The 11,992-nt window shown below is 65.9% G+C and carries 10 protein-coding genes; 8 read left to right on the forward strand and 2 right to left on the reverse strand.

Annotation, left to right across the window (positions count from 1 at the left end; translation table 11 throughout):
• Positions 1-32 precede the first annotated feature (32 nt).
• The 6 genes from FHT19_RS06335 (at position 33) to FHT19_RS06360 (ending at position 7,120) form a co-directional block, all read left to right on the forward strand.
• On the forward strand, positions 33-1,640 hold the full coding sequence (locus FHT19_RS06335) for an MFS transporter (protein WP_169474323.1): 1,608 nt from the start codon (positions 33-35) through the stop codon (positions 1,638-1,640).
• A 42-nt stretch (positions 1,641-1,682) separates the two neighbouring features.
• Positions 1,683-2,762, forward strand: coding sequence for an alanine racemase (locus FHT19_RS06340; RefSeq protein ID WP_248290289.1), 1,080 nt, complete (start codon positions 1,683-1,685; stop codon positions 2,760-2,762).
• Positions 2,763-2,852: 90 nt separating this feature from the next.
• Entirely contained in the window at positions 2,853-3,434 is a 582-nt protein-coding gene (phaR, locus tag FHT19_RS06345; protein ID WP_168554749.1) for a polyhydroxyalkanoate synthesis repressor PhaR, read from the forward strand.
• Between the two features lie 69 nt (positions 3,435-3,503).
• The gene (gene proS / locus FHT19_RS06350) at positions 3,504-5,051 is read left to right on the forward strand and encodes a proline--tRNA ligase (protein WP_169474324.1); all 1,548 of its coding nucleotides are present in this window, start codon (positions 3,504-3,506) and stop codon (positions 5,049-5,051) included.
• A gap of 145 nt (positions 5,052-5,196) precedes the next feature.
• A complete protein-coding gene (locus FHT19_RS06355) occupies positions 5,197-6,513 on the forward strand; it encodes a M28 family peptidase (protein ID WP_169474325.1) in 1,317 nt (438 codons plus the stop codon).
• 28 nt (positions 6,514-6,541) lie between these two features.
• Complete coding sequence (locus tag FHT19_RS06360) at positions 6,542-7,120, forward strand: DUF805 domain-containing protein (protein ID WP_169474326.1); 579 nt, start codon at positions 6,542-6,544, stop codon at positions 7,118-7,120.
• Here the strand turns inward: FHT19_RS06360 and FHT19_RS06365 are convergent.
• Positions 7,117-7,884, reverse strand: a complete 768-nt coding sequence (locus tag FHT19_RS06365; protein ID WP_169474327.1) for a class I SAM-dependent methyltransferase — start codon at positions 7,882-7,884, stop codon at positions 7,117-7,119. The two genes, FHT19_RS06360 and FHT19_RS06365, sit on opposite strands and share 4 nt — an antisense overlap.
• Before the next feature lie 80 nt (positions 7,885-7,964).
• Here FHT19_RS06365 and FHT19_RS06370 point away from each other — a divergent pair, with 80 nt between their 5' ends.
• The gene (locus tag FHT19_RS06370) at positions 7,965-8,726 is read left to right on the forward strand and encodes a helix-turn-helix transcriptional regulator (RefSeq protein WP_169474328.1); all 762 of its coding nucleotides are present in this window, start codon (positions 7,965-7,967) and stop codon (positions 8,724-8,726) included.
• A 147-nt stretch (positions 8,727-8,873) separates the two neighbouring features.
• The gene (locus FHT19_RS06375) at positions 8,874-11,168 is read left to right on the forward strand and encodes a VacB/RNase II family 3'-5' exoribonuclease (RefSeq protein ID WP_169474329.1); all 2,295 of its coding nucleotides are present in this window, start codon (positions 8,874-8,876) and stop codon (positions 11,166-11,168) included.
• Between the two features lie 117 nt (positions 11,169-11,285).
• Here the strand turns inward: FHT19_RS06375 and FHT19_RS06380 are convergent, their stop codons facing one another.
• Complete coding sequence (locus tag FHT19_RS06380; protein ID WP_169474330.1) at positions 11,286-11,747, reverse strand: universal stress protein; 462 nt, start codon at positions 11,745-11,747, stop codon at positions 11,286-11,288.
• Positions 11,748-11,992: the final 245 nt, after the last annotated feature.

Here is an 11,992-nt window from a genome sequence, read left to right on the forward strand (position 1 = left end):
CCCGATAACGAACGCCGGGGGAATTTCACGTCATGAACACCACGCACGCGGAACCGACCGCGGCCGATATCCGGCTGGTCATCGCCGCCAGTAGCGCCGGCACCGTGTTCGAATGGTATGACTTCTTCATCTACGGCACGTTGGGCACGATCCTGTCCAAGGCCTTCTTTCCCACGGGCAATGCCACGCTGGAATTGCTGCTGTTCTGGCTGGTGTTTGCCGTCGGCTTCGGTTTCCGACCGCTGGGCGCGGTGCTGTTCGGCTTCCTGGGCGATCGGCTGGGGCGCAAGTACACGTTCCTTGCCACGGTGGCGTTGATGGGCGTGGCCACGGCCGGCGTGGGCCTGGTGCCCTCGGCGGCCAGTATCGGTTATGCCGCCCCCGCGCTCGTCATCGTGCTGCGCGTGGCGCAGGGGTTGGCGCTGGGCGGCGAATATGGCGGCGCGGCGGTCTATGTGGCCGAACACTGCGCGCCCGCGCGGCGCGGGTTTTTCACCAGCTTCATCCAGGCCGGCGTGGTCGGGGGCTTCATCCTCAGCCTGGTGGTGGTGCTCACCTGCAAGGCCGCCTTTGGGCCGGAACTGTGGGCGGCCTGGGCCTGGCGCGTGCCTTTCGTGCTCAGCCTGGTGCTGCTGGCGATTTCGCTGTGGATGCGCCTCAAGCTGTCGGAAAGCCCGGTGTTCCAGGCGATGAAGGCCGAAAACGAGCTGGCCGGCAATCCCTTCGTGGAAAGCCTGACCGCGCCGGGCAACAAGAAGCGGCTGTTCGTCGCGCTGTTCGGCATCGCCGCCGGGCTGACCGTGATCTGGTACACCGCCATGTTCAGCAGCCTCACGTTCCTGAAAACGGCGATGCGCATGAACGACACCGCGGCCGAGATCATCGTCGGGATCGCGGCGCTGTTCGGCGTCGCCACGTTCCTGCTCTTCGGCCACCTGTCCGACAAGGTGGGCCGTAAGGTCCCGATCGTGTGGGGCTATGTCGCCACGCTGGTGCTGCTGTTCCCGCTCTATTGGGGCATCGGCGCGCTGGCCAATCCGCATCTCGCTCGCCAGGCGCGCGAATTGCCGGTCGTCGTTTCCGGGCCCGATTGCCATTTCGATGCCTTTGCCACCGACCAGGCCAACCCGTGCGCCAAGCTGCTGTCTGACCTGACCGCTACCGGCGTGCCCTATCGCCTCGAACGTGCGCCCACGCTTACGCTTCATGCCGGGGCGGCGCGCCTGCCGCTCGAAGCCTATCCCTGGGCAGACAAGAAGGCGCGGGGCAAGGCGCTGGAAGCGCTCCTGGCCAAGGCCGGCTATGATCTGGCGCGGATCACGCCAACGCCCGGCAGGGCGGCGCTCGTGGTGCTGGTGCTGGTCGGGCTCATGGCGCTGTCCGGTGCCACGTATGGCCCGGTGGCGGCCGTGTTGTGCGAGATGTTCCCCCCGCGCATCCGCTATTCCTCGCTGTCCATTCCCTATCACATCGGCACCGGCTATTTCGGGGGCTTCCTGCCGTTTCTTTCCACACTGATCATCGCCAAGACGGGCGATCCCTATGCCGGCTTGTGGTACACCTGGGTTGTCGTGCTGGTGGCGCTCGTGGTTTCTGCCTGGGGCCTCAAAAGTGGGCTGCCGCAAGACGAAGTGGGCTGACCGGCCGCCTTTGCCATCTACGGAATCGATTTCGCCTTGTCCTTGCCTGACCCCCCCTTTGCTCGTCCCGTTGCCGCTTTCGCACCCTTGCCGCCAGCCGCGCTGCGGCTTGCTCTCGATGCCACGGCCCTGGCGGCCAACTGGCGCGCGCTCGATCGCATGAGCGGCGCGGCCAGCGCGGGCGCGGCGGTCAAGGCCGATGCCTATGGCCTGGGGGCCGCGCGCGTCGTTCCCGTGCTTGCGCAGGCGGGCTGCCGCGATTGGTTCGTGGCGCATTGGGGCGAAGTTCCCGACGTGCTGGCCCACGTGCCGCCCGCGTCGATCCATGTGCTGCACGGCCCGATGAACGCGGCTGACGTCGCCTATGCGCAGGCAACCGGGGTGACCCCGGTGCTCAATTCGCTGGCCCAGGTGCGCCGCTGGCGCGAGGCGGGGGGCGGGCGGTGCGACCTGATGGTCGATACCGGCATCAACCGGCTGGGCCTGCCGCTGGCCGATCTGGGCGATCCCGCGCTTGCCGGTCTCGATATCGACTGCTGCATGTCGCATCTTGCCAGTGCGGACGAGGACGTTGCGCAAAATGCGCAGCAACTGGCGCGGTTCCAGGCGGTGTGCGCCCAGATTCCGGCCCAGCGTTACAGCCTGGCCAACAGCGCCGGCATCGCGCTGGGCGCGCGCTGGCACGCCGATGTCACGCGGCCGGGCATTGCGCTTTACGGCGGCATTGTGCGCAGCGAACTGGCCGGCGTGATCGCGCAGGTTGCCCACCCGCAGGCCGCCGTGATTCAGCGACGCCAACTCCAGCCCGGCGATCTGGTGGGCTACAATGCCACGTTTACCGCCGACCGGCCGATTTGCGCCGCCGTGGTGGCGCTCGGCTATGCCGACGGGTACTTGCGCACCTGGTCGGGCAAGGGTGAATTTCGCTGGCGGGGCAGCACCTTGCCGGTGATTGGCCGGGTCTCGATGGATATGACCATTGTGGACGCAACAAGTGCACCCGATCTGGCCGAGGGCGATTGGCTGGACGTTGCCTATGATCTGCCAGAGGCTGCGAAAATCAGTGGCTTGTCCCAATATGAGCTGCTCACCCTGCTCGGACGGCGATTTTTGCGCGATTGAGGCATGCTTGCGTCTTGATTAACTCATATTGCGCCGCACATACTGCATCTGCTAATCGTATGTGACATTCCCAGCGGGGGTCCGATAAAAATGGCAAATCAGGCTAAGGACGGCGATACCGTCATCATCAAGAAATACGCCAACCGCCGTCTCTACAACACGCGGACATCCAGCTACATCACGCTCGACCACCTCGCGCAGATGGTGAAGGAAAACGTCGAGTTCAAAGTGATCGACGCCAAGAGCGGCGCGGATCTGACCCATTCGATCCTCACCCAGATCATCATGGAAGAGGAAGCGACGGGCGAGCAGATGCTGCCCACCAACTTCCTGCGCCAGCTCATCGCCATGTACGGCAATTCGATGCAGGCACTGCTGCCCGGCTATCTGGAAGCCTCGATGGAGCATTTCCGCGAGAACCAGAACAAGCTGCGCAAGGCGATCGAGGATTCGATCGGCTCCAATCCGCTGGCGCAGATCGCCCAGCGCAACATGGAAATGTTCAAGGCTGCCGCCGCCGCCTTTGTGCCCGGTGCCACGGTGTCCGGCTCCACGGGGCGCGAAGACGACAAGCCGGCGAGCAGCAGCCCCGCCGGCAGCGACAGCGAGCTTTCGGAACTGCGCAAGCAGATGGCCGAGATGCAGAAGAAGCTGGAGCAACTGGGCAAGTAATCCGCTTTTTGCCGGTGCGGGTGCATTGGGGCGTTGCCCCGATCCGCCGCACCGGCTAACCGGCAGGGCATGAACCAGCCCAAGATCAAGCACGCGCTGCCGATCACGCGCGACGAAGACTTTGCCCAGTGGTATCAGGCGGTGATCGCCGAGGCCGAGCTTGCCGAGGAATCCGGCGTGCGCGGCTGCATGGTGATCAAGCCTTGGGGCTATGGCATCTGGGAACGCATCCAGAAGCTGATGGACGCGCGCATCAAGGAAGCGGGCGTCGACAACTGCTATTTCCCGCTGTTCATCCCGCTGTCGTACTTCGCCAAGGAAGCCGACCACGTGGAAGGCTTTGCCAAGGAAATGGCCGTGGTCACGCACCATCGCTTGGTGGCCGATCCCAAGGGCGGGCTGATGCCCGATCCCGAAGCCAAGCTGGAAGAGCCGCTGGTGGTGCGGCCCACGTCGGAAACGGTGATCGGCGCGGCCATGGCGCGGTGGATCCAGTCGTGGCGCGATCTGCCGCTCTTGACCAACCAATGGGCCAATGTCGTGCGCTGGGAAATGCGCACCCGCATGTTCCTGCGCACCAGCGAATTCCTTTGGCAGGAAGGCCACACCGCCCATGCGGACGAGGCCGACGCCATGACCGAAACCCTGCGCGCGCTGGAAATGTACCGCAGCTTTGCGCAGGACGTGCTGGCCATGCCGGTGATCGCCGGGCCCAAGCCCGAAAACGAACGCTTCCCCGGCGCGGTCGAAACCTTTTCGATCGAAGCGATGATGCAGGATGGCAAGGCGCTCCAGGCGGGCACTTCGCATTATCTTGGCACCACATTCTCGCAGGCCGCCGGCATCCGCTATCAGGACAAGGAAGGCCAGCAGGCGCTGTGCCACACCACCTCGTGGGGCGTGTCCACCCGCCTGATCGGCGGCGTGATCATGACGCACGGCGATGACGATGGCCTGCGCACTCCGCCGCAAGTGGCGCCGCACCAGATCGTGATCCTGCCCATGCTGCGCGACAACGATGGCGACGAAGCGCTGCTCGCCTATTGCGAAGACTTGCGCAAGGCGCTGGCCAGCCAGAGTGCGTTCGACGAAAAGGTCCGCGTGCTGCTCGACAAGCGGCCCGGCAAGGCCACGGCCAAGCGCTGGGCCTGGGTCAAGAAGGGCGTACCGCTGATCCTGGAAATCGGCGGGCGCGATGCGGAAAACGGCCAGGTTTCGGCCGTGCGCCGCGACCGCCTGTGGCGCGAGGATGGCAAGGTCAATTTCGTCGGCCAAGCCAAGGAAGATTTCGTCGCCTCGGCCGTGGCTGAACTGGAATCGATCCAGGCCGCGCTGTTTGCGCAAGCGGCAGCCCGCCGCGACGCGCAGATCGAACGCGGCGTGACCGATCTGGATGGCTTGGCGGCCTATTTCGCCGAAGACCGCAAGTTCCCCGGCTGGGTGGAACTGGGCTGGTCGCGCCCCACGGGCGAGGCGCTGGACAAGGTGGTGGAGCAGTTGAAGGCGCTCAAGCTCACCATCCGCAACACCCCGCTCGATGCCCCGGCGCCCACCGGTATCTGCCCGTTCACGGGCGAACCGGCGGTTGAAACGATCTATATCGCTCGGGCTTATTGATCGGGTTATAAAATTCCCTCCCCCAGCCCCTCCCGCTTGCGGGAGGGGAGCCAGGGAAGAAAGCCCCCTCCCGCAAGCGGGAGGGGGTTTGGGGGAGGGCATGTTCCCCCTTACCTCGCGCAAAATATCGTTTACCCTGCGCGACATGACCCGCGCTCTTCTTGCCCTCCCGCTCTTGGCCCTGGCCCTGCCGCTCCACGCCCAGGAAGTCTCCCCACAGCGCCTCAAGGCAGACGTGGAAACCCTGGTGAGCTTCGGCACGCGGCACACCATGTCTTCGCCCACCGATCCCAAGCGCGGCATCGGCGCGGCGCGCGCCTGGGCCAAGGCGCAGTTCGAGGCGAGTAGCGCGGCCTGCGGCCAGTGCCTCGCCATCGCCACGCCTGAAACCACCGTGACCGGCGAACGCCTGCCCACACCCACCAAGATCGTCGATGTCGTCGCGATCCAGCGCGGCAGCGAGCGCCCCAACGAAGTGGTGATCGTGGCCGGCCATATCGACAGCCGCGTCAGCGACGTGATGAACGCCACGGCCGATGCCCCCGGCGCCAACGACGATGGCTCGGGCACGGCGCTGGTGCTCGAAGCCGCGCGCGTGCTGTCAAAGCGCAAGTTTCCCACCACCATCGTCTATGCCGTGCTCAGCGGGGAAGAGCAGGGCCTTTATGGCGGCAAGTTGCTGGCCGAATATGCCAAGGCGCAAGGCTGGACAGTAAAAGCCATGTTCAACAACGACATCGTCGGCAATTCGCGCGGGTCTGACGGTCTGGTGGATGATAGCCACGTGCGGGTGTTTTCCGAAGGGCCACGCGGCGATGGCGATGCCGCGCTCGCCCGCGCGCAACGCGCGATCGGCGGGGAGAACGACAGCCCCTCGCGCAATCTGTCGCGCTGGCTGGCGGGCCTGGCCGATCCGGCCAGGACGGGCCTCGCCGTCCGCCAGGTCTGGCGCGCCGATCGCATGGGCCGCGGCGGGGACCACCTGCCGTTCGAGGCCCTGGGCTATCCTGCCGTGCGCTTTTCCGTGGCGGTGGAGAATTACGACCGCCAGCACCAGGATCTGCGCACCGAACAGGGCCGCGCCTATGGCGATACGATCGATGCCATGGACTTTGCCTATCTCGCCAAAGTGACGCGGCTCAACGTCGCCGGCCTGGCCGCGCTCGCCCGCGCGCCGCTGCCGCCAGTCGCCACGGTTAAAGCGGCGGTGCAGACCTTTACCGAGGTATCGTGGAAGCCGGTGCCGGGCGCGGTGCGTTATGCGCTGTGGCAACGACGCACCGATGCACCGGGCTGGCCGGCCAAGCCCGTGCTGCAAACCGCGCAAACCCAGGTAACTCTGCCGGGCGTGCGCGGCGATGACTGGTTCTTCGGCGTCAGCGCGATTGCCGCCGATGGCAGCGCAAGCCCGGTGGCCTCGGCCGTGCCGGGCGGCGCTTTCGGCCCGACTGGGGATCGTTGAACGCCGCATCGCAGTATGGGAGACTGAAATGATTCAAGCTGCGAAGTATGGGTTGCGCAATCTATTCAACCTGTCAGGGCGTGACAATCGGCAGCAATTCTGGCTGTTTGTCATCTTTCTTCTGATCATGCGATGGGTTCTGGCCACGGTCGTGACTGCGCCCCTCATGGCCAGTACGGTGGGGACGGCGATGCACAATGTGGGTGTCAACGCCGATTCTGATACGGCCGCTACTGCCGTACAGGCCAACATCACCTCCGCTTTGCCTCAACTCATGATCATCGGGTTCGCTATTAGCCTCATCACCGTTGCCATGCTGTTCGCGGCTTTGGTGCGCCGCCTGCACGATAGCAACCTGTCCGGCTGGTTCGTGCTGCTGCCCGGCGTGCCCTACCTGCTGAATCTCGTCGCCACCCCAAGCCAAGTGGCCCACACGATGGCGATAATGCAACGTGGGCCAAACGCGAAGATGATCCTGCATGAAACCAACTGGTGGGTGGCGGCACTCGCCTGGCTTGCCTTGGTGCTGCTGGTAGGACTCACCCTGCGGCAATCGACCCGCGGCGCAAATCGCTATGGTCCCCAGCCAAAGGATAGCCGCGGCTAAGCCGCCTCTGCCTCGATCAGCAAGGTGTCGATGGTAAAGCTGCCATCGGCCTCGATCGCGAAGTGGTCCTGCACTTCGCGCGGAGCCTGGCTCTGAAGCTGGCGAATCGCGGTGGCCAGATCGGGCGGGGTGCCCATCCGCGCCGTCCATTGCGCAAAGTCCATGCGCAGGCGCCCCGGCATGATCGCGGAAATCGCAAAGCCGGCCTGGCCCAGCGCGACGGTCCATTCGGCCAGGCTGTAATCGCGAACGTGGCTCGCATCGCGCAGCAATTCCACCGCTTGCAGATGCGTGTCGCACAGCGCGCTGGCCGGCGCCACCACATCGGCAAACAGGGCCAGGCCGCGCGGTTGACACACCCGCCGCGCCTGGGCCAGCCCGCGCGCCAGGCTGTTCCAGTGATGCGCGGAAAAGCGGCTGGCCACGGCATCGGCATGGCCATCGGCAAAGGGCAGCGTCTCGGCCGCACTCACGCAAGTAACCACGTTGGCCAAGGCGCGCCGCGCGCTTTCCGCCTCCACCGCCGCCAGCATGCGGGGCGAAAGATCGGTGGCGATCACTTCGCCACAGTGGGGCGCGGCGACATAGGCCACATGGCCCCCGCCGGTGCCGATGTCGATCAGGCGCGCCGGGCGCCGCACGGCCAGTGCTTCGGCCATGCGGGCCAGATCGGCGCCCTGGGCGTGAACGGCACTGGAAACATAGGCGGCGGCGCGGCTGCCGAACTGGGCATCGGCGTGATCATCGTGGCTGGGTCGGGTCATGGTCGTTCCTTTCGCGTCTCCGTGTGAACCGCGATTTACCCTGTTACAAGATTGGCATTTATCCTGTTATAAGTGCTGCCATGACCGACACGAGACAGGAATTGGGCCGCTTCCTGCGCGCCTCGCGCGAACGCTGCCCGGCCGAAGGCAGCGGCCGGCGCCGCACCCCCGGCTTGCGACGCGAGGAACTGGCCATTCGCGCCGGCATCAGCACCACCTGGCTCGCCTGGCTGGAGCAGGGCCGCGAGGCCAACCCTTCACCGCACGCGCTCGCGCGCCTCGCTCGCGCGCTGGCGCTGTCGGTGGCAGAACGTGCCTATCTGTTCGAGCTGGCGGGCCGGCTCGATCCCGAAGCGCCCATGGCGACAGCGCTGGAAGAAGCACCGGATTCGGTGCGCGTCCTGGTGGAATTCGCGCCGGGTCCAGCTTACGGCCTCGATCGCACCTGGCGCGCCACCTGCTGGAATGCCGGGGCAGAGCGATTGTTTCCCGGCTGGCTTGACGACATGGGGGAGCGCAACCTCTTGCGCTATATGTTCCTGCGGGCCGAAGCGCGGGCCATGTTGCCCGATTGGCACGAACGCGCGCGGCGGCTGATCGCCGAATTCCGCGCCGATCATGCCGGCCGCCACGCCGACCCGGTGAGCGAGCGGATCGTGGCCGACTTGCGCGTGGAAAGCCCCGATTTCGCCAGCCTGTGGGACGAGCAGGTGGTGCAGGGCCGGGAAGGGGGCCTGCGCCGCTTCGACCACCCGTGGGATGGGCACCTGGCCTTCCGCCAATTCACCTGGATTCCCGCCGATCGGCCCGATTGCAAGGTCGTCGTCCTGCATCCCGCCTAGAGCATTTTCAAGGCAGGTGGAATCACCTGCCTTGAAAATGCGGCAAATCAGAAGGCTGGAGCGCCGGCTTTGACGCAGTCAAAGCCGGCGCTCCAAGGGCGCTGTGCAAGGTTGCGCTTTTTCGCCCAAGCGCCCACATGCGAGAAGATGGTCAAGACCAAATTTCCCCAGGGACTCCCTTCGCGCCAGCAGGTGCTCGATTTCATCGCCCAGAGCACGGAAGCGGCCGGCAAGCGCGAGATTGCCAAGGCTTTCGGCCTCAAGGGCACCGAGAAGATCGCGCTCAAGGCGCTTTTGAAAGACATGGCCGAAGAAGGCCTGATCGACGGCAACCGCACCGCGTTTCATGCCATGGGCGGCGTGCCCAAGGTGACCGTGCTGCGCGTGGTGGAAATCGACGAGGGCCATGTCCTGGCCATCCCCGATTCCTGGCAGCCCGATGACGCGAGCCCGCCGCCGCGCCTGCGCGTGATCGAGCCTAAGGGCAAAGCGCGCGATCGCCAGGCCGCGCTAAGGCCTGGGGACCGCGTGCTGGCGCGGACCGAGGAAGTGGGCGGCCCTGGTTCGGGCAAATGGCTGGCCCACCCGATGAAGAAACTGCCGCAGCAAAGCGAGCAGGTCATGGGCGTGGTCGAGCTCGATGGCGTGGGCAAGGGCTGGCTCGCCCCCATCGACAAGCGCGAGCGCCATGCCGCGCCGATTTCCGATCTCGGCGGGGCAGAGGCGGGCCAACTCGTGCTGGCTGAACCGGCAGGCCGCTCGCCCCGTTCGGGCATGCGCGTCACCGCCGTACTGGGCGATCCGCTGGCGCCGCGCGCGTTCAGTCTGATCGCGATCCACAAGCACGGCATTCCCATGGCCTTCGCGCCTGAAGCGCTGGACGAGGCGCAAGTCTCGGCCAAGCTGCCGCTCAGCCAGGATCGCCGCGAAGACTTGCGCGCCCTGCCGATCGTGGCGATCGACCCCAGCGACGCGCGCGACCACGACGATGCGATCTGGGCCGAGCCCGATGGCGAGGGCGGTTTCCGTGCGCTGGTCGCCATCGCCGACGTCAGCTTCTACGTGCGTCCCGGCGGGCAATTGGACCGCGATGCGCGCAAGCGCGGCAATTCGGTCTATTTCCCCGATCGCGTCGTGCCGATGCTGCCCGAAGTCTTGAGCGCCGATGTCTGCTCGCTCAAATCCGGCGCGGATCGTGCGGCCATGGCCTGCCACCTGCACATTGCCGCCGATGGCCGGATCACCGATTTCCGCTTCACCCGCGCGCTGGTGCGCATCCACGAAGTGATCGCCTATGAAGAGGCGCAGGCCCGCATCGACGAGGATCGGGCCGAGCCGCACCTGCAAAACCTGTGGGCCGCGTGGCGCCTGTTGGAAAAGGCGCGCTCGGATCGCAATCCGCTCGAACTCGAACTGCCCGAACGCCGCGTGATGCTCGACGAGGCAGGCCGCATCGCCCAGATCGCGCTGCGCGAGCGGCTCGACGCGCATCGTGTGGTCGAAGACTTCATGATCGCCGCCAACGTGGCGGCGGCCAAGGCGCTGGAAGCCAAGACCGCCCCGGTGGTCTATCGCATCCACGAGCCGCCGAGCCGCGAGAAACTGCTGGCGCTGAAAGACTATCTCGCCACGTTCGACCGCAAGCTGTCGCTCGGCCAGGTGATCACGCCCGGCCTGTTCAACCGCATGCTCAAGGACGTGACCGACGAGGCGGAAAAGGCGCTGGTGATGGAAGCCGTGCTGCGCAGCCAGACCCAGGCCTATTACGGCCCGCGCAACGCCGGCCACTTTGGCCTGGCGCTCGGCTCCTACGCGCACTTCACCTCGCCGATCCGCCGCTATGCCGACTTGCTCGTGCACCGCGCGCTGGTCGATGCCTATGGCCTGGAGCAGCCGCGCCCGGAAAACCACGCCATTCCCGCCACATCCGGCCTGTCTGACCGTGATCGCGGCGATCTGGCCCGCGTGTCGGACGCGATCAGCGCCGCCGAACGCCGCGCGATGGAAGCCGAGCGCGAGACGATCGACCGCTATGTGGCGGCGTGGCTCTCCACCCGCGTGGGCGAAGTGTTCGACACGCGCATCACCGGGGTGCAGAAATTCGGCCTCTTCGCCACGATCCTGGGGCTGGGCGGCGATGGCCTGGTGCCGGTGTCCACCCTGGGCGCCGAACGCTTCAACTATGATGAAAAGGCCCAGCGCCTGGTCGGCGAGCTGAGCGGCGAGGAATTCGCCATGGGCATGATCATCAAGCTGCGCCTGGCCGAAGCCAACCCGCTGACCGGCGCGCTCAAGTTCGAGCCGGTGGACGTGGCCGAAGGCATCCAGCGGATCGAACGGCGCGGCAGCAAGCTGGACGTTAAGCCCAAGTTCCGCGGCAAGCACATGGTCGGCCAGCGCGGCCGCCCCGGCAACATCCGCCACCAGGGCAAGCGGCGCTAACCCCCTCCGACGGCCTGCGGCCGCCATCTCCACCGGTGGGGAGGATCGGTAACCCAAGGATCCTCCCCCACCGGGGGAGGTGGCAGGCCGAAGGCCTGACGGAGGGGGCAGCCCCCCTCAACTCACCGCGTCGATCGCCTCGTCATCCACCCCACCGGGCACGATCATCAGCACGCAGGGCAGGGTGCCCGCCTCGGCAGCGAAATGGGTGACCAGCGGGCCGGAGCCATCTTCCGCCGCGCCCAGCACCAGCGCCGAAACCTCGGGATGTTCCTTGAGGTATTCGCGAACCACTTGCGGTCCGTTCCCCTGGCGCACGCTGATCAGCGGCGCCAGGCCGGATTCGCTGGCAAGACTGCCCGCAGCGGCCGTGGCCAGCACTTCGGCGCGGTCATGCGCTTCCTGCTCGATCGTGGCCTGGACCCCAGCAAAGGCGACGAATTCCTGGCGCGGCACCAGCGCCAGGATATGCACCCCGCCGCCCGTGCGCACCGCGCGCCTTGCGGCAAAGCGCAGCGCGCGGGCCGCTTCCTCGGTCTCGTCCATGATCACCAGATAGATGCGCTGCTGGTCTGGCATGTCGCTGGTCCGCCCCCCGTTTCGTGGCAAGTGGTACCGCGAATGCGCGGTTCTGGCAAATAGGCGAGGTGCACACCCATGGCAGTATACGTAAACTGCCTGCTTAAAAATCATGCCCCGTGCATGTCGCTTGAGGCTTGACCGAAGGTGCAAGGCTGGTGAAATGAGGTGGTGAAACGAAAATTCGATTTAACCCGAATTTTTGCCAAAAAACCAGTTTTGCAAACCGAATTGACACTTTTGTC

The sequence above is a fragment of the Novosphingobium sp. SG919 genome, assembly GCF_012932495.1.
Classification (GTDB): domain Bacteria; phylum Pseudomonadota; class Alphaproteobacteria; order Sphingomonadales; family Sphingomonadaceae; genus Novosphingobium; species Novosphingobium rhizosphaerae.